Below are 24,732 nucleotides of genomic sequence, written 5' to 3'. Positions count from 1 at the left end.
CAGTCGGTCGGCCTCGGCTCTGGACTACTCCCCCGCCTACCCGGCACCCGCACGGCCAGTCACCCGGGGGCAGGCATGCGCAACCCGCCCGGCCCCCGGACCGGGCGGGTGGGTGGAGGCCGCGGGTCAGGCCGGGAGAACGGCCTGCGGGCTGCGCTGCTGGTCCGTGCCCGGCACCGGGGCGGACGGGTCGGCGCCCAGGGCCACGATCCTGTTCTCCGCGTCCACGTGCACGACCCGCGGCTTCAGCGCCCGTGCCTCGGCGTCGGTCACCTGCGCGTAGCTGATGAGGATCACCAGGTCGCCGGGGTGCACGAGGTGCGCGGCCGCACCGTTGATGCCGATGACGCCCGAGCCGCGCTCGCCCTCGATGACATAGGTCTCCAGCCGGGCCCCGTTGGTGATGTCCACGATGTGGACCAGTTCACCGGGCAGCAGATCGGCGGCGTCCAGGAGGTCCGCGTCGATCGTCACCGATCCCACGTAGTGCAGGTCGGCCTGGGTGACGGTGGCGCGGTGGATCTTGGACTTGAACATTGTACGGAACATGGAGAAACTCCCGGTTTGTCTGCTCCCTGCCTGCCTTTGCAGGTCAGGGGCCGTGTCCGGAGGCTACAACCATCTGCGTCTTTGGTCAGCTGTCCCCAGGTGTTTCAGGACTCACACTGACCTATTGCTGACTTTTCCAACGCACCGCCAGGTCGGCGTCGAGGCCCCATTCAGTCCTTGACTTCCGTGCGCTGACGACCTAGGCATCTCGCTGATGACCGGGGTGCAGTCGTCGATCCAGACGCAGCCCGCCTGGATCTCGCGGCTCGCGCGCCCGACACTGAAGACATTGGTCGGCCAGCCCCGTATACGGTGTCGTTGGCGACCCGGGTGCCTCGTCCTCACTGGCGAACGGCAGGCAGGCCAGAGCGGGGCTGAAGACAGCCACTCGTTCAGGTCGGAAAGTGCCTGAGTACGCCGAGACGCTGCAGCTCCACGATGTGCTCTGCCGCTCGCCGTGGTGCTTCCCCGCCTGTCACCAGCACACCAGCCTCGATGTTGCGCCGAACCGCGGACTCGGTCAGGTTGGCGCTGCCGAGAAAGAGGGTGCGGCGATCGGCGACCGCGAGCTTGGCGTGCTGGCGTGAGCCCGCCTGTTCGGCCGGGTTCCGGTCCCATACCCACAGAACCAGCCCGGGCACGGAGGCGAACGCGTCGGCGGGTTCCTTTCCCGAGAGAAGTCCGCCGGAGCCTGCCAGTGTCTCGACCACGACGTGTATCTCCACGCCCCTGTCCGCAGCCGTCCTCAGGGCTCGGGTCAGTGCCGGATAAGGACGGGCCGCGTACGTCATGGCCAGCAGTTCGTGTTGCACCCCGTTGATGACCTCGATGAGAACCTGGGCTGTGGCGCGCACCGGCACGGCCGGTGTCGAGGGGCCACTCCACACCGTGCGGACCCGGACCGTGTCCCGGGCCAGTCGCCGGGCGGCGACATAGCCGCGCACATAGGCAGCCGCCTCGGCGGGCGGCACCGACTCCGACTGCATCGCGTCGCAGAGTCGCGCGACGGCCTCGCCGACTCCCGGAGTCGCCAGTTCGGTCAGTATCCGTTCCCTGGAACGTGCCTGGGCCAGCAGGCCGGCGAGGTCCTTGCTCCGGGAGAGTCCGAGGGCCGCGACGGCGGCCTCGGCAGCGGCCTCGAACGCGGGTCGGCTCACGGCAGCAGACCGGTCGGCGTCAGCACCGGATCCTTGTCTCCCGCCAGCGGGACGAGGAAACGACGGTCCAGGAACCTGTTGCCGCGTTCGCACGTGGTTTCCGACACGAACAGGCAGACATGGCAGGCGGCTCCGTGAAGGAAGTCGGCCGGGTCGTGCGGCAGGCGTTCGGCGCAGAGCGGGTCGGCCGAGCAGTGACCGGCATCCGCCAGAGCGCGGCGCACGATCCGGTCGAACTCCCGCTCCTCGGCGAGGGAGACGAGACCGCCCAGAGTGCCCTCGGAATCCGGAACCGCGGTGTAGATGAGAATGCCGGTCCGCGGGTTGTGCTCGTCTCCCGCGTAGATCCGTTCTGCGAGCGAGGCGGAGTTGTAGCCGCACTCCAGCGCGATGGTGCGGATGAGTAGATGGGAGAGGGTGTGCAGCGCGATGTACCGTGCTCCGGGCCAGCCGTAATAGGGATCGAAGTCGCTGGTCTTGCGGTCCGACTTCCGGTTGGAGCGGAACCGCGCGTATGCCTCCCGGTGCGCTTCCATCTGTGCGGACTTGTCCATGCGCATGACCCATTCGGCCATCAGGTCGTCCCGCACACGCAGGAAGACGCCCTCGCCGCGCACCTCGCTGGCCGGCACCCAGTTCCGGACCCCGCGGGACAGCTCGACACGCGTGGCGATCTCCGGCGATTCCGGGTCGGGCGCGTCGAGTCGGGTGAAGCCGATCAGCGCCCGCGCCTCGCGCAGCCGTTCGACCTGCCGTAGGTCGGCGAAGAACTCGCTCAGAAGGGCCGGGACCGGGATCTGGCGCAGTGCGAAGTCGTCGCTGGGTGCGGGGACGGGCCCGGAGAGTGCTTCCCATTCGGGTCCGAAGAGGTCGGCTTGGACGTCGGGTGCGGAGGGAGCCGGTCCGGCCGTCCCCTGCTTGCGGGCTGTGATCGCCGCGACCACCGCGTCGGCGTCGAACTCCTTGAGGAAGGCGAACTTGGGCATGCGCGCCATGAAGTCGAACTGCACGCGGTCCTCGATGAGTTCCAGGTCGGGCCAGTGGTCGTCGAGGAGCTTGTCGATGTCTCCGCCCTGTGCCTTGGGCAGGGCCAGGGCACTGAGGGTGAGCGGGAACCACTGGTTGGACGCTCCCGCCACCATCAGGACCGGCTCCTTCTCGCAGCCGTTCGGCTCGTAGGTACCGAGGTGCGGGTGCCGTCCACGGCACGAAGGCAGGTTACGGCGGCCCCGCTCGCCCATGGCTTCCCTGATGTTGCGCTTCACGCCGCAGGCGACGCACTCGATGGTCACGTTGGCGGCCTGGTTGCCGCCGTGGTCCTTCATGCGCAGTTTGGGGCGCGGAGTCTTGCCGCAGGCTTGGCCGTGGTGGACGTACGCGGTGTAAGGGAACTCGTCGAGATGGCCGGCGGTGCAGACCAGCGTGAAGCGGGCGGCCACGGCGAGTGGTTTTCCCCGCTTGCAGTCGTGGACGAACTTCGCCTCGTGCGGTGCCCGTGGGTTGGAGTTGACGAAGTCGAACTCCCCTGAGTCGATGGCGGCCAGGACGTTGCACGCGGTGCAGCGCAGCCACTGCGGGAAGGGCGTGACGGGCACTCCCACCCCCTGGGCCGCCCAGCCCTTGGGGTCAGTGTCGGCGCCCTCGAGCCAGGGAGCGGCGCGCAGCTGCTCGACCTGTCCGCGCCCGTAGCGCTGCAGGGACCGGTTGACGGCGGCGCGGAGCCGCGGCTCGTCGATGTCGTAGTCGGTGACCCCGGAGTGGCTCCAGGAATCGAGACCCCGGATGAGCACCGAGAAGTTGGGCAGGTCGACGAGGGCGCCGACACCAGCGGTGAACATGAGGTGGCTCGGGCGTACGGCACCGACCCTGCGGTTGCCGCCATGGGTGCTCATCGCTGCGCCTTCCTGACCGTGTCGGCCGTGACGGGGCCGTACTCGTCGCTGTCCACGGTGGTCGCCGTGTCGGGGTCGGTGTCGGTGTCGGCCCCCGAGGCGCCGAACGACCAATCGGGTCCGCCGCCCGAGGGTTCCTCCAGGAACGCTCCCCCGCCGGGCAGGAGCAGGTTGATCTCGTTCTCCGTCTCACGCATCGACATGCCGACGGTGAGCTCGGTCCACCGGGACCCGTCCGCCCGCCTCAGCAGTCCGTTCACGACGGTCGTCTTGTGCTTCTCCTTGCGGTAGCCGAGCGCCGAGCTGCTCTCGTCGCGCTTGCGGCGCCATTCGTCCTTCAGCCGGTCCAGCCGTTCACTCAGGTACTGGCGGGCCCGGTCGCGTCCCACCCGTTCGGCGCGTTCCAGGAGCCGCCGTTCCACGTCCTGCGCGAGCGGTCCATCGAGGTCCACGTGGTGGGCGTCGAGGTTGCGGGAGGTGTCGTAAGCCGCGTGCCGCAGGGCGGCGACGTAGGTGGCGGCGACGCCCCGGTCGAGTGCCCGGCGGGTGTACGGGGTGACGGAGAGGGCCTCCACCTGGCGGTAGAAGGTGGCGTGGTAGTGCTCGAAGTCCTCGTAGTGTGCGAGGTCGCGGGGGCGCGACCAGTTGTAGAGGGTCACGACCAGGCCGGGACGTGCGGCGTCACGGCCGACCCGGGAGGACGCCTGGATGTACTCGGCGGTGTTCTTGGGCTGACCGACGACCAGCATCAGGCCGAAGCGGGAGACGTCGACACCGACCTGCAGCATGGAGGTGGCGAGGACCACGTCCACGGCCTGACGGACGGTCGGGGTCATGGAGGCACGGGGTTCGCGCTTCTCCTTCACTGCGGCCGCGTACTCGCGCAGGAGGGCTCGGCGTCGGACCGAGGTGTCGCGCTCGGGGTCGAACTCGATCTCCAGTCGCTTCAGGGCGGCGCCGATGTCCGCCGAGGAGATACGGGAGGTCAGCTCCTGGATGCTGAGCATTCCCGCTCTGCTCACGATGCGGTCGGACAGCGTGTCCTGGCCCTTGCGGCTGCCGTTGGCCCGCACACGGGTGGTGATGTCGTCGTCCATGTACCGCCGCATGCCGGCGAGCTCACGCGTCGCATTGAAGTAGCCGACGAGGGTCATGTACGGGTCCGCCGGCCGGCCGTAGTCGTCGAAGAGCTGCTGCCCCGCGAGCAATAGGATCTCCGCGACGCGGATCTCGGCCGCCTTCAGACGCGTGCCGTGCGCGCACACGCCGAGATAACGACGGCCGGGGTTGTCCCTGCTCAGCTCCGCCTGCCGGGAGAAGAACGTGTCGCCGACGTCGAGCACTTGGGGCGGGAAGACGGCGACCTCGCGGCCGAAGACACCGCGCACCTGGTCGGCGGCCCGCTTGGTGGTCGCGGTGGACGCGACGATCTTGGGACCGGTTTCCCGGCGCCGTCCGTGGGCGTCGGTGAAGCTCCACGTGCACAACTGGTCGATGGCGGCTTCGAAGAGGCCGACCGTGGTGCCGAGAGCCCCGGATATCAGGTGCAGCTCGTCCTGGATGATCAGGTCCGGCGGCCGCAGACGGGTGACGGGCTGGGCGGTGACACCGGGGAGGTCGCCCCTGGCGTTGTGCCGGGCACCGCAACCGGTCTTGGCGTCCAGGTCGTCATGGCGGTAACCGTGGCGGGGGCACAGGTCGGTGACCTTGCCGAACAGCAGGCCGGCGTAGCCGTTCCACGGGAGCTGGGCGAACTTGTCGACCGTGGCGATCAGCAGCGAGGGCGCCAGCCGGTAGATCTCCTCGTCGACAGTGAGGGCGGGAATGCCCTCGCCGGGCGCCTCGCGGCGGGAGAAGGGGCAGCGGTCCTCCCCCTCACCGCGCGGGCAGTACAGCAGTATTCGGCGGCGTCCCTCGTCGTACTCCATGTTGGAGCGCGCGGTCAGTCCGCTGCCGCACCAGGGGCAGGTGAGGACCTGGAGGACGCGGGCGTGCTTGTCGCTGGCGTTCTCCTTGGCTTCGGCGATCTGTTCCTTCGCTTCCTCGAACCAGTTCGGCGAGACGGAGGTGCCCACCCAGAGTCCGATGCGGAACGGGGTGGCACCCCAGCGCCGGTCTCGCGCGAACTCGTGGCGGCGCAGGACTTCACAGGCGCTCACCAGGGCGGCCGCGCGCTGGAACTGCTGGGCTGTCAGGAGCCGCAGGGTGTAGCGCATGAGGACGCCCACCCCGGCCTCGCCGCTGCGGGCCTCGGCTCCCGAGCCGATCGTGCCCTGCAGGCGCCGCAGCGCGAAGGTGTAGGCGGCCAGGCCCAGATACGCCTCGGTCTTGCCACCACCGGTCGGGAAGAACAGCAGATCGACGAGGGCTTGGCGGCCGGTGCCGCGATGCGGGTGTCCGGGCTCGGTGAGTGAGGCGATGTTCAGCAGGACGAAGGCGAGCTGGAACGGACGCCAGCTGGCCGCCGCCTTGCCCTTGCCGTGGACCTCGGAGTGGGCCTCGCGGTAGGAGAGGTGGTCGTTCTCGCGGCCGGCCCGGGCGGCTGCGATGGCGGTGTTGCGTCGCTGCAGGGCCATGGCGCGGTTGGCGAACCGGAAAGCCGTCAGGGCGGTGTCGTCGGCCACGAGCCGGTCGATGCCGAGAGTGATGCGGTCGCACACCTCAAGTGCCTGCTCGATCGCGACCTCGGCTGACTCGCGCAGGTCGGCGGGGAGCGAGCGCGCGGCGTGGCGCTGCCGTTCCAGCCAGGCGGCGTACCCGTCGGCCAGCGGAGCGAGGGCCGCGCTGAGTTCGGCCCGGCGGTCGGGCACGGCGAGCGCCGCCAGTTCGTCCATGCCCAGCTCGAGCCCCTGGAGCAGGTCCTGCTCCTCCGGTGACGGCGCGGTGGTGGCTCTCACGTCGTATTCGGGGAGCCAGACGGTGGTCAGGCGGTGGGCGTTGCGCTCGCCCTCACGGACGTGCGCGTGGACGGCCACATTGCGGCCCTTGGCGTGGCTGAGGCTGTCCCGATACAGGAGGCGCAGCCGTCGCTCCTCGGCGTCTTCCGGTACGTTGCCTTGGCCGGGCGTGTCAAGCGGATCGTCGACCGGCAGGAAGACCGCGGCCTGCTCGTCGGGAAAGGCGGTGACGTCGATCTCGGTCTGGAAGAGCCAGTGGGCGTCGCGTGCGTCCCGGCTGTCCGGCTGCCGGTTCACCAGCGCCAGCTCGACGATGCGCAGGTCTTCTGCGCCCGTACGGCCGGTGTGCCGGCGTACCTGGACGTCGAGGACCACGGCGTCGCCGTCGAGTTCGACGGCCCGGTCGGCTCCGCCGGTCACGTCGATGTCCACCAGACGCTCGACGGGCTCGCGCGACCAGACCCTGCGGGTCGTGCCCCGGTCGGTGGCCTCCTCCGACTGCGTGTAGCGTCCCCAGCGGACGGTGGCGCTGAGGGTGCCGACGGAGGCCGGGACGGTGAAGGACAGCCCCATGGAGGACGCCCAGATGTGTCCGGCGGCCTGCGGGCTCAACCGGTCCTGCAGATCACTGTCGTCGCCCTCCTGCTCGTCACCCGACTCGCCGTCCGCGCTCTGAGCGGCCGCGCGGGCGATGCGGTCGGTGGTGACGGCCTGGGGGCGCGGGCCGAGCATGCCGACGAGGTACCGGTCGCGTGGCCCGGAGGAAGCACTCGGCAGGGTCTCCGTCTCACCGTCCCAGGGACCCAGCAGATCCCGGCGGACATAGCTCACGAGTGCGTCCCTCACCGCGTAGGAGTCCCCGGGCAGGAACGTCTGGGGGACTTCGTCGAGCGGGTGCGGTACATCGGCCTGGGCCGGCATGCGGTGGGTCCTTTCGGACGAGTCCGTTGGAGTACGGGCGTGCGCCGATGGTGTGACGGCATCAGAAATATAGATCGTTGACTGAGTTCACACAACGATTATGGGCAGTCCCGTCGCTCAGTATCGGCATCAGTCTTTAGGCTGTTGCACGCCCACCGCCCGCCTGCGATCCGAGGACGCCCATGCCCCGTCTCGCCCTCGCCGACGACTTCGTCGCCGATCTGATCTCCTTGCAGAGACCGGTCCAGAAGGAGGTCAACGACGCGATCCAGATGTTCCGGAGCCTGACCGTGCCTCAGCTCCATGCCAGCAAGGGGATGCACCTGGAGAAGCTCGAAGGGGCGCGCGACCCCCGGATCCGCACCATCCGGATCACCAGGTTCTACCGGGGGGTGCTCCTCGCCCCGGACGACGGCAGCGAGCTGTACACGCTGCTGCGGGTCGCTCCGCACGACGAGGCGATCAGCTGGGCCTGCAAGCGTGCCTACTCGGTCAACGGCGCCACCGGCGGCCTCGAGGTCCGCAACGTCGAGGCGCTCGAACAGATGGAGACCTACTTCGAGACGAAAGCGCTCGAAGCCCCGGGTCGGCTCTTCGCCGAGCACTCCGACACTGTGCTGCGCGACCTCGGCATCGACGAGCAGGTCCTGCGACTGGCGCGCGTATGCGTCACGGGCGACGATCTGGCGGTCATGGCGCCGCCCATGATGCCCGCCGACCAGTACGAGGTGCTGGAGTACCTGGCGGCCGGCTACTCTCCCGAGGACGTCTGGGAGCAGCTGATCGCACCGCGCGGGCAGACGGTACGCACGGCCGAGGACCGGCCGGCCGTCACCCTCAGCGAGGCGATCCGCAACACACCCAATCGCATTGTCGAAGTGACCGGCCCCGGTGAGCTCGAGCGCATCCTCACCGAGGACTTCACCCGCTGGCGCGTCTTCCTGCACCCTGCTCAGCGCCGGTACGCCTACCACCCCGGCTTCAACGGACCGGCCCAGATGACGGGCGGCCCCGGCACCGGTAAGACCGTCGTCGCCCTCCATCGCGTACGGCATCTGCTGCGCTCCGGGCGCGAGGGTGACCGCATCCTGCTCACCACCTTCACCAACGCCATGGCGGCCGCCCTGCGGGACAGCCTGGCCTTGCTGCTCGGGGACGCCGACGCCCATCTGCTCGACCGTGTGGACGTCACGACGGTGGACTCGTTGGCCGCGCGGGTCATACGCGAGGCGCGGGGCAGCTCACCGAAACCGCTGTCGGCGGCGGCCGAGAAGAGTGCCTGGACCCGTGCCGCGGCGCGCGAGGACCTGCCCTGGTCGGAACGTTTCCTGTCCCAGGAGTTCCGCAACGTCGTCCTGGCCCAGGGATTGCGCACGCCTGAGGAGTACCTGCGGTGTGTGCGCCGGGGGCGCGGCACTCAGGTGGGGCGGGTGCAACGCGCGCGGCTCTGGCGGGTCATGGAACGGTTCACCGGGGATCTGGCCTCGCGCGACTCGGCTACGTACACCATGCTGTGCGACCAGGCCGCCCGCATCCTGGCCGAGAAGGGGCCGCGCTACCGTCACGTCGTGGTGGACGAGGCGCAAGACCTGCACCCAGCCCAGTGGCGGGTGCTGCGCGCCTGCGTCGCTCCGCAGTCCGACGACCTGTTCCTCGTCGGCGATCCCCACCAGCGCATCTACGACTCCCGGGTCTCGCTGCGCTCGCTGGGCATCGACGTGCGCGGACGAACGTCCCGCCTGCGCGTCAACTACCGCAGCACCGAGGAGATTCTGCGCTGGTCGGCGTCCCTTCTCGACGGTCAGCCGGTGGGCCGGCTCGGTGAGGACGACGACGAGGACGGCGGCCGGGACTCGCTGCGGGGCTACCGCTCCGAGCTGCACGGACGCACACCGGTGGCCCGGGGCTACGCCAGCCAGGACGAGGAACTGCGCGCACTGGTGGCACAGATCCGGACCTGGGTCGACCAGGACGGGATCCAACCGTCCGACGTGGCGGTGTGCGCCCGGTTCAACACCGTGGTCGACGCGGTCATCGCGCGTCTGCGCCGGGAGGGCGTCCCGGCGGTCGCGGTCAAGGACGACCCGGGGCCGGAGGTGTCGGGTGTGCGTGTGGCGACGATGCACGCGATGAAGGGGCTGGAGTTCCGCTGCGTGGCCGTCGTGGGCGTGACGTCGAGCGTGCTTCCCTTCGCTCCGCAGGTGACGCCCGCCGACGAGGACGCCGTGCAGCACCGTTCGGACCTGCTGGCCGAGCACTGCCTGCTCTTCGTCGCCTGTACGCGGGCGCGCGATGCGCTGGCGGTCTCCTGGAGCGGCGAGCGGAGCCGCATGCTGGACCCGGTCGCCGGCTGAGACGCACAGGCCTCTGTCGCACGGACCCCGCGGTCCGTGCGACAGAGGCCGTCTGCGCGAGTGCCGTAACCCGTATCAGGCTCGGATCTCACGCACGACGACCGTACGCGGCTTGCCCTGGGACGTGTCGTACGGAATCTCACGTCCGGCAGGCTGCCACATCAACGCGTGCCCGAGCGGGGAGGAGGGGGAGACGATGTCCGCCTCCGCGGTGGGCAGTTCAGCGACGGTGTACAGGTTGTCCTCGTCCACCTGGCCGTCGAACTCCAAGACGAGCAGCGCGCCGGGGATCACAACGTCCGGGACGGCCGGTTCCCGAACGACGCGGACGGTGTCCAGGAACGTCCGCAGGAAGGTGAGGCGCTTCGTGCGCCGGTCACGCCGGTCGCCCTGAGTCTTTCTGAGGAAGACGAGCTGGGCAGGGTCCGCTCCCTCGGGTGTCTCGTCAGGTGCGTCGAGGGCGGCCTGCAACTGCTGCACCTCGCGGACCAGCCGGTGGAACACGGTGGCGGGGATGTCCCGGGCCGAAGCAGGAGCCGTCTCCGGGGACGGACTGGGCAGCGACTCGCGCGGGTCGGCCGCTGCCGTGGGCTCCGGCCGATCCGGAGCCGCCCGGACGAGTTCGGCGTGGGTCCCGAGGCCCGCGCTCACCACGCTCTGCTGCTCGATCGCAACGTCCTCACCGGCCGGCTCGGCCTCGGTGTGCTCCTCGCCGGCGGTGACCACGATCTCCTCCGGCTCATCCCGCACCGGCTCGATGCCCAGCCGTTCCAGCTCGGCCCAGAGCGGAGCCAGCGCCTGCTCACGGTCGAGGTGGAACCGGCTGCCCCGGATCCGGACGAACGTCCAGTCGACGCGTTCCAGGTCCCGCTGCCGGGCAGCACCGGTGGGGGCGTCCTCGCCCTCGGCGAAGGAGTCGCCGTCGCAGGCGACCGCCAGTCGCCGTGTGCCGCCCTCTACGACCAGGTCGATCATGTGGCGGCCCACCTTGTATCGCGGACGGACCCGATAGCCCCGCGCCGTCAGCTCCAGGTACACCTTCTGCTGGAACAGACTGTCGAACGCTTCGTGCCGGACGTCGGGCAGCACCTCGCCCTCGACTGCGGCGCTTTCCTCCTCCGCAGGCCGGGTGAGGTGGTCCAGCCACCGTCGGCGCAGATCGTTCTCGTGGAACTGCTCGACCCGCGCGCTGTGGAACACCCACACCTGGTCCTGGGCGCGGGAGGCCGCCACGTTGATCCGCTGTTCGTAGGTCTTGCCGTTGAAGCCGCCCGAAACGGTCCCTGCCGCCGTGGTCGCCGAGTTGACGCAGGAGACGAACATGATGTGCCGCTCGTCGCCCTGGAAGTCCTCGGCGTCGCCGACCCGGATGCGCCGTTCTTCGCGCTGCTCGTAGTCGAGGCGCTCGACGAGCAGGTTCTCCAGCTCCGTCAGGTGTCCCTTGCTGGCGCGGAGACTGATGACACCCATGGTCCTGCCGTCGTAGGCGGGATCGGCGCAGCAGCGGACGATCGCGTCGACCAGCGCCTCGGCCTCGGCGGTGTTGGTCAGCCGGGAGTTGGCGCCTACGGCTTCGCCGTTCTCCACGTACACGGTGCGGACCGGGGGCAGCCGGTCCGCACCGTACTGCCGCAGAGGCAGCAGATCACGGTTGTAGCAGAGGTCGTTGGAGAAGGAGATGATCTCCGGCATGCACCGGAAATGCTCCTTGAGCATGAGCGTGCCGCGACCCGCCGAGAGCGCTTCGGTCAGGTCGAAGAAGCTGGACTCGGGACCGAACAGGCTGCGCACGTCCGGCTCCAGCGCGGTGAGCAGACGGTCCCTGAGGTGGAAGTACTCGTCCTGCTTCAGGCCGACGTTGGACGGGCTGACCTGCTTGCTGTCGCCGACGACGACCATCCGGTCGGCGAGCCAGCTCAGCAGCATGGCCTCCAGACCCGACTGGCTGGCCTCGTCGACGATGACCACGTCGAAGATGCCGGGCCGGTCCATGGGCACCGTCTCGGCGACCTGGTGCAGGGGCATGATCCAGGCCGGCACCGCCGTCTGCGCCTTGCGCAGGGCGGCCTGGGCCTCACGCCGGTAGCGGTGCTGGTACTTGCCCTTGATGCGCCGGGCGGCCTGCTGATACGCGCTGAGCGCCCGGGACTGGTCGCCGGTCAGCAGGCCGAGGCAGCGGTGCCAGGCGCGGGCGGCAGCGAGCCGCGCGAGCGTGATGCGGGCTTCGTCGTCAGCCTCCGTCAGCCGCCTGCGCAGGGCACGTTCGGCCTCCGGGTCGGTCAGCCGCTCCATGCGCTCGCGCCACGCGGACCAGGCCCAGGCCTCGGCGAGCCTGGACAGCCTGGTGTCCCAGGCGGTGTCCTCGGGCGTGCCCGCGATGCGGTCGGCCAGAGCCGGAAAGGCATCGCGGACACGGGTGAGAGCCATGTCCTGTTCGGCGCGCAGCCGGGCGGCCTCGCGCACCTCGGCCATCTCGTCGCTGAACGAGCGGTAACCGTCGGGGTCCCGGTCGCGCACGGCGTCGAGGGCGTGCACGACCGAGGGTGCGACACCGGGCCGGTCGTTCCAGGCCCTCAGAAGTTCCTCGGTGTCCGCGATGACCCTGCGGGACTGCTCGGCCGCGCGCAGGGTGGTCGCCGCGCGCAGCAGGGCGCGTACGGCGTTCTCGACGGATGCGTCGTGCCAGGTGGCGACGGCCAGGGCCGGCGAGGTGGCCGCGGCGGTCAGCACGTCGGTACGAGCGGCGGCGACGGCGAGCAGTGCGTCGAGCACCTCCGCGTCCTGCCGCAGCCGTGCGAGGCGCGGCCCGTGTCCCTGCCAGGCGGCGACGGGAGTGCCCCACTCGGACTCCACCTGCGACAGGCGCAGTTCGAGCTGAACGCGGGCGAGGACGACCGCCGCCGTCGCGACGTCCTCCGGGGCCCGTCCGTCGACCCGTACGGTCTCCACGAACGCACCGACCGTTTTCGCCAGCTTGAGGCGCATGCCGAGGGGCCCGCGCAGCTTCTGGCCCTGGCCGAGCCCGTCGTGCAGCGCGGTGGCTTGGGCCAGCGCCGCGGCCGGGTCGTACTGCTCCAGGCCGCTGACCATGGCCGTGCCCAGAGTGGCGAGGGAGACGTCCACGGCCGCCAGTGTCTCGGTGACGGCGGCCCGGCGGCTGCGCGCCTGCCAGTCCTGGCCCTCGGCCACCTGCTTCAGGAGCGTCCCGGCCCAGTCGCCGGCCGGGACGGCGAGGGAGGCCGCACGGGCGCGGGCGGCGGAGAACGCGTCGAGTGCCGAGGACAGCCGTTGCTGTTCGGCTTCACTCAGGCTCCGGACGGCCGTGTCATAATGCGCGCACAGAGGGTCCTGACGCGCGGCGGCATGCGCCTGCTCGGCCGACTGTACGACGCGCACCGCGTCCTCGAAGTCGCCGGGGGTCGGCAGTTCGGAGGGGCCGGGCACGTCGGCCGCCAGGGCCCGGTGGTGCGAGGTGTACGCCCGGGTGGTGTGCAGCAGGCGCAGGGCATCGTCGGCGGTCAGCGTCGGCTGTTCCTGCGGGACCGGTCCCAGCCAGTCGTACCGGTCCGCCTCGGCGGTGAGCCGCTCGGCGATCTCCTGGAGGCTGCCGCTGTAGTCGCCGATCTCCGCGTCGAAGCGATGGGTCTCCTGTTCGCGCAGCACGGCGAGGTCGCGCAGCATGGTCTGCTGGACGGCGCGGGCCTTGGCGAGGCGTGACTGGAGCGCTTGGATCTGCTTCCGGGATTCCCTCGCGTCGTATCCGGCGTATTCGCTGAGGATCCGGTGCACGGACGCCTCCAGCTCGCGCTGGGCGGCCGCGCCGTCCTCGGTGCGGCTCACGCACAGGTCACGGATGGACTCCGGCAGTTTGTCGCGCAGCACGCGCAGTGCGCGCGGGGTGTGGCTGGTGATGAGGACCCGCTTGCCCTGGGCCAGCAGGTCGGTGACCAGGTTGGCGATGGTGTGCGTCTTGCCGGTGCCGGGTGGGCCCTGGACGACGACCAGCCGGTTGGCGCGCAGGCGTTCGGCGATCGTGCGCTGTTCCTCGTTGGCCGGCAGCGCGAAGTGCATCTCGCCCGTGTCGTTCGCCGTGCTGTCGTCCTCCGCCGCCGCGAGGTCCGCCGCCGTCAGCGCACCGTCCCGGCCTGCGATGTAACCGAGCAGCTCGGTGGGCGGGGTACCCGCGTCGATCTGCCGGGCGATGGCCTTGAGAGCGTCCATGGTGGAGCGGCGGCTGCGCTCGCGCAGGACGAGTGCGGGAGTGAGTCCCACGTGCGGGACGTCGAGGCTGCGCGGTTTGGCGCGCTCCACGCTCGGGGCGTAACTTCCGGCACTGTGTGCCGCGTTGACCCAGCTCCGCAGGGCGGTGTGCACGGCGTCGAGATGTTCGGGGTCCGTCACATCGGAGGCGCCTTCCAGCACCTCGACGATCTTCTCCCGCACGGGTCCGGGAACGTGCTGGGCCCCTTCGAGCATGCCCTCTTCGAGTTCCAGGCCGGCTCCGGTCGGGTCCGGGGCGGCCGTGAGCGTGCCGGTCGACGGGTCCAGCCGGAGGGTGGCCCGGTGAGTGACGAGGTGCCGTTCCACCCGTTGCCCGGAGGTCGTCTGCCAGATCAGCCGCCCGAGTCCGAGGACGAGTTCGTAGGCCTCTCCGAGGTTGGTGGCGTCCTCGTGCATCTTGTGCAGCCGGTCGTACAGCCTCACGACGGGGTCGATTGCGCGGCGCCGCTCCGCCCAGGCGAGCCATTCCTGCTCCCAGGCGGCGTAGAGCTTCTCGATCTTCTCCCGCTGGGGGTGCTCGTCCAGCTCGTGGTAGGTCTTGTCGAGCGGTATGCCCCGCGACCAGTCGGGGAACTCGGGCTCGATGCGCCGGCGCAGGTGCGGGGCGCGGGTCTGCTTGAAGTCCCGGATACGGCTCTCGTCGACCCAGGGCGCGAGCAGGGGCTTGGGATGCGGCGCGTCCTCGCGTTCGGGGCGCGCGACAGTCAGCCAGGCCGGCTCGCCGGCGGCGAGGACGCCGTCGATCATCACCTCGACGCCGTCGTCATCGGGCAGTTCGTCGAACCACACGGTGCCGGCCGCGCCGTCGAGCGTGCGCACGGGGCGGGTCTTCGACTCCTCGGCCTCGGCAAGGAACCGGAAGATCTGCCGGACGCGTGTGGCGTCGAGCTCGTCGGCAGACAACTGCGGTGCTTCTGACTGCGTGACCTGGCGCCCGGGGCCGGCCGGCTGAGCCGGAACGGCGTCGAGGGCGACACGCCCGGCGCGCGGCCGCCCGGCTCCGTCGGCGGAGTGGCCGAGGTCGCCCACAGGTTCGTCCCGCGAGCCTGTGTCCGCGAACAAGGACTGCTGATGCTCACCGAACAACACGGCCTGGTCGGACAGCACCTGCGCGGTGCGCGTATCGGCGAGGCCGGCGCCGACGGATGCCGGTACGGGGGCCGCGGCCGTGGTGAAGGTGACGCTCTCCCGGTCGTGCGCTCGCGGAAACCGGACCTCTATGTCCAGCTCGCCGGCGGTGCCGGCCGGAATGCTGTAGGCCCACGTCGCGGAGGCCCTGCGTCCGTTGCGCAGGGTGCCCGTCAGGGCGTCGTCGAGCACGTCACTGCGGTAGTCCTGCACCTGACGGCCCGTCTTGCCGAACGGACCGCCGCGCACCAGCAAGGTGATGCCGTCGATGTCGACGGGCCGTCCGGTGCCGTTGCTCAGGTGCAGGGTGCAGCGCACCAGGTCGTCGCCCGGCCGGTACCCGTGGCCGTCGCCAGGATCGGACAGTTCGTACGGAACCACGTCATCCACCCGTACGTACAGGCCATCACCGTACTGGTAGACGGAACCGACCGGCTGCAGACCTTCGCTGCGCCCGCTCTCATCCTGGGTCACACGCCCCACCCCACTGCTGCTGAGGGCCATCCGGTGGCCCATCCGGTGACATTCCGCCCGGCCACCCCGAGCGCGACCACAAGGTACCCCCCTGGCGCGCCGAACCCGGGTGTGAACTGAGCACACGCGGCGAGCGTATCAGCAGGGGCGGACATCCCACCCCGTCATGAACGCCTCACCCTGTCCACATCACCACTGATGCGCGATCAGTCAGCGACACCAACTCGCCTGCGGCGACACCATAGCCGCCACCGGTCGCCGATTAAACTGTTGACTAAGTTCACAACCACACGGCAGCACGTTCTTGGCATCACCCATGCGGTCTGTGTGATGCCAATCCCAGAGAGAGGTAATCACGCCTTGCACATGGAAGTGGTCGACGTCTCGCCCGAGTTGGCGGCGCATTGGCTCACACGCAACACCAACAACCGACCTCTCAGCAAGGCCACGGTGCAGCAGCTGGCAGGACTGATACGGCGCGGCGAATGACAGTTGACCCACCAGGGCATCGCCTTAGACGAGGACCAGAGCCTGATCGACGGACAGCATCGCCTGGCGGCCATCGTCAAGGCGGGTGTCACCGTGCCGCTGACCGTCACGCACGGCGTTCCGCGCACCGCCTTCACCGTGATGGACACGGGCCGCAAGCGCACCGGCCGCGACGCGCTCGCTCTCGCCCGGCGAGGCCAACGCCACCCACCTGGCGGCCGCCCTGCGTGGGCTGCACCTGTACCTGAACGCCCCCAACTCCTCGTGGAGCGGAGGCTCGTCGGTTACGAACAACGACCAACTCCTGGATCTGCTCGGAAAGCACCCCGGTATCCGCGACGCCCTGCACCACGGCATCGCGTTGAACCGGGGGTGCCGCATCACCGTCACGGCGGCCACGATCGGCTGGTACGTCACCAGCGAGGCCCGACCCGACATCGACCAGTCCTCCTGGGAGGAGGGAGTCGTCACGGGCGCGCGTCTCGAGCCGGGCGACCCGCGTCTGACTCTGCGCAACACCATGCTCAACCTGGCCCTGGGCAACGCACACCGGCGCCGCGACGACTCTCGCGAGCACCTGCTCTACTACCTCAAGGCGTGGAACGCCTGGGTCGAGCGCCGCAGCATCAAGCTGCTGCGGCGCTCACCCAACGAGACGATGCCGCGCATCTCCAGCCGCTCGGCTCCGACATCGGCAGACGACAACGCCTGACAAGGAATAGATTCAACAGACAGCCACCCCTGGCCCTCCCGCGAGACCGACATGGACGGGCCGGGCCTGCCCACCCGTCAGGGACGCCCGTAGGAAGGAGGCGCATGCGCGCCCAGGAGATCACGTTCCTCAAGCTCGTCCAAGGGGACAAACAGTTCCAGGTGCCGCTCTACCAGCGCACGTACAGCTGGGGCAGGGAGCAACTCCAGCGGCTGTGGGAGGACATCGGTGAGCTCGTCGAGCAGCATCTCGCTGGCGAGTCGGCGGCTCCCCACTTCCTCGGCTCGGTGGTGCTCGCACCGGGCCGGATCCAGGCGGGCGGGGTGCAGAGATGGCTGGTGGTGGACGGACAGCAGCGGCTGACCACGCTGATGCTGGCTTTCGCGGCGCTGCGCGACCACCTCAAGGAAACCGGTGACGCCCGCGGGGTGGACCGGGTGCACCGCCAGATACTGGTCAACGAGTTCCACGAAGGCGCGGACCACTACCGGTTGCTGCCCACGCAGGCGGACCGCGAGGCGTACACCGCCTGCGTCCAGTCCCGGGCCGACGCCGGCGGAGGCGACAACATCGGGGCCGCCTACCGGTTCTTCCGCGGCGCGCTGGCGGAGGGGCACGAGGCCGGCGACGAGCGGTGGACCGCCACGGTCGAGACTGTCCTCAAGGACCTGCTGTCCATCGTCGAGATCACCGCCGAGTCCGGGGACAACGTCTACCGGATCTTCGAGTCTATCAACAACACGGGTGTCGGGCTCAGTCAGAGCGACCTTTTGCGCAACTACGTGTTCATGCTCCTGCCCAAGCGAGGCGAGCGGATCTACCAGGAACTGTGGTTGCCCATGCAGCAGAGCCTGGGCCCGAAGAATCTCGAACTGCTGGTCTGGCTCGACCTGGTGGTGCGCGGCCACTACAAGACCAAGCAGAGTGAGATCTACCGCGAGCAGCAGAAACGGCTCCAGCCGCTGGCCGGTGACGAGGACGCCCTGCAGCAGGAGATCGAGCAGTTGGCCGAGCGGGCCGGGAGGTTCCTGCGCATCGTCGATCCCGCCCGTGAGCAGTCCCCCGCCCTCCGCGCGGTCCTGGAGCGTCTGGCCTCCTGGGGTGGCCAGACGCACTATCCGCTGGCGCTGCACCTGCTCGACCTTGTCGCGGGCGGCCGGACGACGCCCGACGACGCGGCGCAGGCCCTGCGCTACGTGGAGTCCTATCTGGTACGTCGCCTGATCTGTCAGACGCCGACGACCGGCCTCAACCGGATCTTCATGGAGGCGCCGAAGGAGCTGGAGACCGACCGGCCGGCCGCCGAGGCGGTACGGCGGTTCCTGTCCGGTCGGCGCCGTCGCTGGCCGAGCGACGAGGAGCTGCGCGAGGCGATCCGCACCAAGCCGTTCTACTGGAGCGGCCGTCCTCCACAGCGCAGTTACATCCTCCGTCGGCTGGAGGAGAGCTACCGTCCCTCCGAGCCCATGGACTTCGCCAAGGCGTCCCTCACTGTCGAGCACGTCCTGCCGCAGCGCCCCGCTCCCGCGTGGTTCGACCTGCTCGCCGAGGAGACGGAGCCGAACCAGACGCCGCAGGAACTGCACGATCTGCTGGTGCACACCCTCGGCAACCTCACGCTGACCGGCGACAACGCCAAGCTGTCGAACCACCCCTTCGAGCGCAAGCAGCAGATCCTCGACGCCAGCGCTCTGCGCATGAATCTCGAGATCGCCTCGGCGCAGCGCTGGGGCAAGGCGGAGATTCTGCAGCGTGCCGACCGTCTGGCCGACCGCGCGGTGGAACTGTGGCCCGGTCCGATCGGCGGGGCCAAGCCGGTCGGCGGAGAGTCGCCGGGCTGGTCCGAGCTGCGTGCCGCGCTGGTCGCGATGCCGAGCGGCAGGTGGACGACGTACGGCGACGTCGCCGAGCTGATCGGCAGCCATCCGGTGGCCGTCGGCGCCTATCTGAGCGCCAACCCGACGGTGATCGGTGCCTACCGGGTGCTCACTGCGGAAGGCAAGATCTCGCCCTCCTTCCGCTGGGCGGACGGCGACGACCGGCCACCACCGCAGGACCTGCTGACGAGTGAGGGAGTGCGCTTCGATTCCTGGGGCCGGGCGCACCGCTCACAACGCCTGACCGCCGCGGAGCTGGCCACGTTGCTGGGCAAGGACGTCGCGCAGCAGGTCTGGCACGGCCCGCTCCCCGAGGGGGAGGACTCGGCGGCGGCCGAGCGGTTCCGGTCACAGTTGCAGGAGCACTGGCCGGACGCGTACCCCGGCGTCGTCGCGGCCCTCGACTTCTGGTGCCGACAGGGCGGTTACGTCAACTACGGCCGGTACGAGGAGACCAGTTGCTTTCCGGTGCTGGACGCCGGCACGAGCCGTAGCCCCCACCTGCTCTGGCCGATCGCGGTCTATCCCGTGAGCGGCACGGTGGAGGTGGTCTTCCAGTACCTCAAGTCCCGCACCCCCTTCGACGACACGGAACAGCGCCGGGAGTTGCTGAACCGCCTGAACAAGATCGACGGCGTCGAACTGCCCGAGGCGAAGCTGGAGCTGCGTCCGTCCTTCCCGGTGAGTGTCTTCACGGAGCACAGTGAGGAGATCTGCGAGGTGCTGGACTGGTTCGTGGGGGTGGCGGCTCTGGATCTGGCGCGACGGGACCGAATGTGATCGAGCACACCGGTAGGGGGAATCTTCCGTGCAATTGATCAACGGCATTGCGCTGACCCGCAACGACGAGGCGCGCAGCGAGAAGACCGGCACAACCTGTTCCGGTGTGCTCTCCCGGGCGACCGCCGTCGAATGGGAGCTACGGCTCCCGGGACAGCCGGTGCTAACCGTGCATGACAACCGCTGGGCGAACGGCGAGCGGGATGTCGTGCTCTACAAGCCCACGATCGTTCCGGAGATGCCCGCGGCCCTCTCCAACCTGCACAACAGGCTGCGCTCGGGGATCGACACCACTGAGCGGCGCGGGGAACTACGCATCATGGTGTACCCCACGCACGTGGACGGGCAGGACAGACCGCGGTTCATGAGGTCCCTCACCACAGCGGATCTCGCCAGCCGAGTGGGGCTGTCCCGGCTCCGGGAGTTGACCGCCCGGGAGGGCGTGACATTGAGGGCCGCCTTCGACCGCCCGGATCTCTCCGTGGTGGACCTCGACGATCCGCAGGACGAAAAGCGACTGCAGCACGCCTTGTTCTTCCCAGCAGCTGATGACGAGACGCCCGTGGTGGCCTTCACGTGCTTCAAGGTCTTACCCGTTCTTCGGCACGTCGCCTGGCTGTCGCCGAACGACGACTGAGGGAGGGATAGCCGTGCCGGACGGAGCATGCAGAGGAACGGTGCACGGACTGAAGGGCCACACGGTCTGCTTCACGGGCCGGGTTCTCGTCGACGGCGTGTGGACGGTCAGAGCCACCTGCTCCAAGAGAGCCGCGCAGCGAGGCGCGGTTTCCAAGACCGACTTCTCGCGGAAGGTGACGCTCGTCGTCTACGGCGATCTGGCCAGCAAGGCCGTGACCGACGACAGTCGCGCCTACAGCAGCACGCTCGTCGACGCCGAAGCCGAGCGCAGCCGCGGGCGGCACGTCTGTGTCGTGGACGCGGACGGCTTCTCCGAGTTGCTCAAGGGACGCCCTGCACCGTGCCTGAAGCTGAGAAAGGCGCGTACCGGACGCGTCCGTCCCGTCGCAGCCCATACCCCCAAGGGCGGCATTCTCGGCGGCCCTCTGCGCGTACGGCGCACGGGGCAACGCCTGTCCGGTGATCTGACGCTGGACCTCAGCGCTCTGGACAGGGCGACGACCGCACACGAGACGACAGTGGGAACGCTCATCGCGTACCTGTCACGCCAGGGCATCGAGGCATGTGCACACGCTCCCGGAGCTCCGCAGTTCGACGCCGGGTGGCATTGCGGTCAGGAGGTGTTCGTCGCCGAAGTCAAGAGCCTGACGGGAGCACATGAGGAACAGCAGATCCGCTTGGGCATCGGACAACTGCTGGATTACACCCAACAACTGCGGATCGCGCACCCCAGCACCCTCGTACATCCGGTGCTGATCCTCGAAAAATCCCCGTCCGCAGATCGTTGGGTCGCGCTGGCCCGAAGCGTCGGTCTGCGGTTGGCCTGGGCACCCGACTTCGCGGGCCTCTGACACGACTCCCCGCAATCGTCTTATTGACGATAAGTGGCTCGCGGTGCCAAGCTGACGTGCCACTGATCAACGCCGGTCGGCCTCCTCCGGGAGGCCTGCCGCATGCCGCCGACCCTAGGGAGCCCCCATGGCCAGCGCACACATACCGAACCCCCGCCTGGACGCCCGGGGTACCGATCGTGCCGCCGGGGTACTGCTCGGCGCGGCCGTGGGCGACGCGTTGGGCGTACCGTACGAGTTCCAGGCGACCCTGCGGGACGACCAGCAGCCGCAGATGGTCGGTGGCGGCCTGGGACCGTACGAGCCCGGCGAATACTCCGACGACACCCAGATGCAGGTGTGCATCGCCGAGGTGGCGGCGACCGGAGCCGATCTGCGCGGTGCCGCGGCCCTCGACGCGATCGCGGCGAACTTCCAGCGCTGGCTGAACCTAGGCGCCAGCGACGTCGGCAACCAGACCAGGGCCGTCCTCTCGGCCGCGCGGCAAGCGTCCGGCTCTCCTGGCGTGGTCATGCTGGGAGCGGCCCGCGACTACGCCGCCCACCACCCTCAAAGCGCCGGCAACGGCTCGTTGATGCGGACCGGGGTCGTTGCCCTCGCCCATCTGGGGGACGCGGTCGCGATGGCCGAGGCGGCCATCGCGGTCAGTTCGCTCACCCACCCGGACCCCGATTGCGCCGATGCCTGCGTGCTGTGGTGCTCCGGCATCCGTACCGCCGTCCTGGAGGGGACCTTCGACGGCGTACGAGCCGGCCTGCACCTGCTTCCCCCGGAGCGCCGAGCGCTGTGGGCGGAGCGGCTGGACGAGGCGGAGGCTCACCCTCCGCACCACTTCTCCCCCAACGGCTGGGTCGTCAAAGCGTTGCAGGCCGCCTGGTCGGCGATCACCCGCACCCCTGTCCCCAAGCTGAGCCCGGCCGAAGACAGCTTTCCCGCCCAGCACCTGCGCCTCGCCCTGGAGGCGGCGGTCCGGGCCGGGAACGACACCGACACTGTCGCGGCGATCGCCGGCGCCCTGCTCGGCGCACGCTGGGGATGTTCTGCCGTCCCGCTTCAGTGGCAGCGGGACGTGCACGGCTGGCCTGGCTTCACCGGGGCCGACCTCGTCCGGCTGGCCGTGCTCACCGCCCGCGGTGGGAGCGATGACGCGGCAGGCTGGCCCTCCGCCGCGCACCTGCCCGTCTCGTCCTCCACCCCCCACGGCTTCGCGGTCCCTCACCCGCACGACGCGGGGGTGGTGCTGGGCAATCTGGCCCTGGCCCAGGGTACGGAGGCGGTCCCGGTCGACGCCGTGGTCTCCCTGTGCCGCGTCGGTACCGACCCGATCCTGGCCGGTGCCGACGTCGAGCATCTGCGCGTCTGGCTGGTGGACAGCCAGGGAGAGAACGCCAACCTCCACTACGTGCTGGACCAGGCCGCCCGTCAGGTGCTGCGGCTGCGTCAGGAGGGCAAGCGGGTCCTGCTCCACTGCGTTGCCGGGCAGAGCCGCACCCCGGCCGTCGCCGCGCTCTACAGCCACCTGGCCACCGGCACCGACCCCAGGGCCGCGCTGTCGGACCTGCGCGAAGTACTGGTGCACGGCTGGCAGTTGTCGGCCCACCCCGAGTTGCACGACGCGGTGCTCGACCTGGCCGCCGGCGGCCGCTCGGACGGCAGCGCCGCGCGGACCCAGGAGGAGGACGGGGCCCTCGGCCACAGGGAAGTGGAGGGCGCGGTCGGCGAGCCGGAGCGGTCCGGGGCGTTCCTGAAGGAGAAGGGCGCGGTGTCCCGGGTTCGGGGGTTGCTGCTCGGTCTGGCGCTGGGGGACACGCTGGGCGCCGCTCGGGGCAAGCTGCCGGCCGACGGCCCGCTGCGGGCCGGGGTCAGCACCCAGTTGGCCTGCTTCACCACCGAGGGCTTGATCCGTGCCTTCGTGCGAGGCGCACACAGGGGGATCTGCGCCCCGGACGGCGTCGTGTGGCATGCCTACTGCCGGTGGGCGGCCTTGCAGGGGTTGAAGGCGAAGCGGTGGTCCTGGCCCGACGACAGACCCGACGGCTGGCTCGCCCAGGTTCCCGTGCTGGCCGAGCGGCGCGGTTCGGCACCGGCAACGGTGGCCGCGCTGGCCAAGGCGGAGCACGGCCCGGTGGAGAGACCCACGGCCAGCCGCGGTTGCCACGCCCTCACCCGCACCCTGCCTGTCGCCGTGGCCGTCGCCGGAAGCGACCGAGCGTACTGGGCAGAACAGGCGCCCCATTTCGCCGCCCTCACCCATGGCGACCCTGCCGCGCACTCCGCGGCGGCACACGCGGTCGTGCTGGCCAGCCACTGCCTGGCCGCGGTCGGCGAGCGCCCGCAGGCGCGGCAGGCGCTGAGGGACGGCGTTCGTGCCCTCGCGCGCGCCGACGAGGCACTGACCACCGCTGAGCTCGAACAGCTTGATGGTGCACTCAAGCAGGCGGACGAGCACCCCAGTGACGCGGCACGGCTCGCGCGGCTCGCACCGGACGCCACGGCACCCTCGGCCCTGCTCGGCGGTGTGTACGTCGCCGCTTCCTTCCCCGACCGGGGCGAGGTGAGTGCAGCGCTGCGCTTCGCCGCCGGGGCGCCGGACGGCGACTCGGTCGCCTGCGTGGCCGGGGCGCTGCTCGGAGCGCTGCACGGCGTGGAGGCGCTGCCCGTCGACCTGATCAGCCGTCATGAGCTGGCCTGGGTCCTCGACACCCTGGCTCGCGACCTCGTCGTCCAGTTCACCGACTCCCCCAGCGGCGGCGAGTACACCGCCGGCTGGGACCCGCACTGGTGGGACCGCTATCCCGGGTGGTGACCAGCGGCCCTGTCGGTGGCGTGCCCAGCCGCCGTGATAGCGCTCGATCAGGACTTGGTCAGGCTGCTGATCAGCGACCTCCTGCAAGAACAAATCGCGGTCGTTCCAGTCCACGATCGATGTGCGAGCGCCTTTCGGAGCCCGGCCCGGCTGGCCGGGGCGGGGCTCCGCGATGACCTCGATGCCGCGCCGGTCGCGGCCTGCGCGGACAGCCGCCGGGTCGGCCAGCGAACCGTGCAGCCCGGCGAGCAGCAGGTCAAGCTTCTCTGCCACCGGCCGCTGGTCTTCGAGCCATTCCAGGGCACGCTCGCTGGCCTGCACCTGGACGCTGAAGCTGCCGTCCCTGCCGAGGAAGTCGGACCCGGGGATGCACCCATAGGCGGCGAGTTCTTCGGTGGCCGCCTTGATGACGCAGGCGTCCCGGTCCTCCGGAGAAGCGGCCTCGGCTGTCACGGGCAGGGAGAAGGCCAGAGTGTCCAGGTAGGTGGCGTTGCCCGGCAGCCCCAGATCGTCGTACAGCTAGATGGTGTACTCACCCGGGCCGACGCTGCCGATGTAGGCACTCGCCCAGCCATGGACGCGACACGCGCCGCTGTCCTCGTCGTACTGGTCTCCGTCACTCTCGTCCTCGTCGTACTCGTCACCCTCACCCTCGTCCTCTTCGTCCATGGGCTCCTCTACGGAGTCCATCGTCCAGGCCTTCCATGCCTCGTCCGGATCGCCGCCTGCGGCCTCCAGAAAGCCGTTGGGGTCGGCCAGACCGTGGTGGAGGGCCGCGGAGGCGAAGTGGACCGCCTCACGGGCACAGGTGCCGACGATGTCCGGGTCGATGCCCGCACGCACCAGAACGTCGGCCTCTTCGAGGCTGCATCCCAACTCGAGGAATCTCACTCTGGCCGCGTCGTTCCCACCCATGCCCAAGCCC

General features: G+C 70.0%; 12 protein-coding genes. 6 read left to right on the top strand and 6 right to left on the bottom strand.

Translation table 11 applies throughout. The features are described 5' to 3' along the window. Positions 1 to 126: 126 nt before the first annotated feature. From panD to drmA, 4 genes are all read right to left on the bottom strand, one after another. Positions 127 to 549 carry an aspartate 1-decarboxylase gene (gene panD / locus AB0N63_RS17755; RefSeq protein WP_365529909.1) on the bottom strand — a complete coding sequence of 141 codons (423 nt, stop codon included), beginning with the start codon at positions 547 to 549 and terminating at the stop codon, positions 127 to 129. Between the two features lie 392 nt (positions 550 to 941). Then, positions 942 to 1,706, bottom strand: coding sequence for a DISARM system phospholipase D-like protein DrmC (gene drmC / locus AB0N63_RS17750; protein WP_365529908.1), 765 nt, complete (start codon positions 1,704 to 1,706; stop codon positions 942 to 944). Then, positions 1,703 to 3,598, bottom strand: coding sequence for a DUF1998 domain-containing protein (locus AB0N63_RS17745; protein WP_365529907.1), 1,896 nt, complete (start codon positions 3,596 to 3,598; stop codon positions 1,703 to 1,705). Before AB0N63_RS17745 ends, drmC begins: the two co-directional genes overlap by 4 nt. Next, the gene (gene drmA / locus AB0N63_RS17740; protein WP_365529906.1) at positions 3,595 to 7,416 is read right to left on the bottom strand and encodes a DISARM system helicase DrmA; all 3,822 of its coding nucleotides are present in this window, start codon (positions 7,414 to 7,416) and stop codon (positions 3,595 to 3,597) included. The genes AB0N63_RS17745 and drmA overlap by 4 nt, the downstream gene beginning before the upstream one ends. Before the next feature lie 182 nt (positions 7,417 to 7,598). Here drmA and AB0N63_RS17735 point away from each other — a divergent pair, with 182 nt between their 5' ends. After that, a complete protein-coding gene (locus tag AB0N63_RS17735; protein ID WP_365529905.1) occupies positions 7,599 to 9,770 on the top strand; it encodes a UvrD-helicase domain-containing protein in 2,172 nt (723 codons plus the stop codon). Between the two features lie 75 nt (positions 9,771 to 9,845). On the opposite strand, the gene AB0N63_RS17730 is transcribed toward AB0N63_RS17735, so the two are convergent. Continuing rightward, positions 9,846 to 15,653: an AAA domain-containing protein gene (locus tag AB0N63_RS17730; RefSeq protein WP_365529904.1), complete on the bottom strand. Its 5,808-nt coding sequence runs from the start codon at positions 15,651 to 15,653 to the stop codon at positions 9,846 to 9,848. An 850-nt stretch (positions 15,654 to 16,503) separates the two neighbouring features. Between AB0N63_RS17730 and AB0N63_RS17725 the strand changes: the two genes are divergently transcribed. The 5 genes from AB0N63_RS17725 (at position 16,504) to AB0N63_RS17705 (ending at position 23,807) form a co-directional block, all read left to right on the top strand. Beyond that, the gene (locus AB0N63_RS17725) at positions 16,504 to 16,854 is read left to right on the top strand and encodes a hypothetical protein (protein WP_365529903.1); all 351 of its coding nucleotides are present in this window, start codon (positions 16,504 to 16,506) and stop codon (positions 16,852 to 16,854) included. Between the two features lie 104 nt (positions 16,855 to 16,958). Beyond that, positions 16,959 to 19,511, top strand: a complete 2,553-nt coding sequence (locus AB0N63_RS17720; RefSeq protein WP_365529902.1) for a DUF262 domain-containing protein — start codon at positions 16,959 to 16,961, stop codon at positions 19,509 to 19,511. A 28-nt stretch (positions 19,512 to 19,539) separates the two neighbouring features. After that, a complete protein-coding gene (locus tag AB0N63_RS17715; RefSeq protein ID WP_365529901.1) occupies positions 19,540 to 20,148 on the top strand; it encodes a hypothetical protein in 609 nt (202 codons plus the stop codon). A 40-nt stretch (positions 20,149 to 20,188) separates the two neighbouring features. After that, positions 20,189 to 21,001, top strand: a complete 813-nt coding sequence (locus tag AB0N63_RS17710; protein ID WP_365529900.1) for a hypothetical protein — start codon at positions 20,189 to 20,191, stop codon at positions 20,999 to 21,001. Between the two features lie 127 nt (positions 21,002 to 21,128). Continuing rightward, positions 21,129 to 23,807 carry an ADP-ribosylglycohydrolase family protein gene (locus AB0N63_RS17705; protein WP_365529899.1) on the top strand — a complete coding sequence of 893 codons (2,679 nt, stop codon included), beginning with the start codon at positions 21,129 to 21,131 and terminating at the stop codon, positions 23,805 to 23,807. A gap of 519 nt (positions 23,808 to 24,326) precedes the next feature. On the opposite strand, the gene AB0N63_RS17700 is transcribed toward AB0N63_RS17705, so the two are convergent. After that, positions 24,327 to 24,722 (bottom strand): hypothetical protein, encoded by a 396-nt coding sequence (locus AB0N63_RS17700; RefSeq protein ID WP_365529898.1) that lies wholly within the window; start codon positions 24,720 to 24,722, stop codon positions 24,327 to 24,329. Between the last annotated feature and the right edge of the window lie 10 nt (positions 24,723 to 24,732).

It is taken from the genome of Streptomyces sp. NPDC093260, assembly GCF_040683715.1.
Taxonomy (GTDB): Bacteria; Actinomycetota; Actinomycetes; order Streptomycetales; family Streptomycetaceae; genus Streptomyces; species Streptomyces sennicomposti.
This window is presented reverse-complemented; position numbering and strand designations above follow the sequence as displayed.

Coding starts and splice junctions, on each gene's coding strand:
- AB0N63_RS17705 (WP_365529899.1), top strand. CDS start 21,129: ATGGCCAGCGCACACATACCGAACCCCCGCCTGGACGCCCGGGGTACC.
- AB0N63_RS17700 (WP_365529898.1), bottom strand. CDS start 24,722: ATGGGTGGGAACGACGCGGCCAGAGTGAGATTCCTCGAGTTGGGATGC.
- panD (WP_365529909.1), bottom strand. CDS start 549: ATGTTCCGTACAATGTTCAAGTCCAAGATCCACCGCGCCACCGTCACC.
- drmA (WP_365529906.1), bottom strand. CDS start 7,416: ATGCCGGCCCAGGCCGATGTACCGCACCCGCTCGACGAAGTCCCCCAG.
- AB0N63_RS17720 (WP_365529902.1), top strand. CDS start 16,959: ATGCGCGCCCAGGAGATCACGTTCCTCAAGCTCGTCCAAGGGGACAAA.
- AB0N63_RS17735 (WP_365529905.1), top strand. CDS start 7,599: ATGCCCCGTCTCGCCCTCGCCGACGACTTCGTCGCCGATCTGATCTCC.
- AB0N63_RS17745 (WP_365529907.1), bottom strand. CDS start 3,598: ATGAGCACCCATGGCGGCAACCGCAGGGTCGGTGCCGTACGCCCGAGC.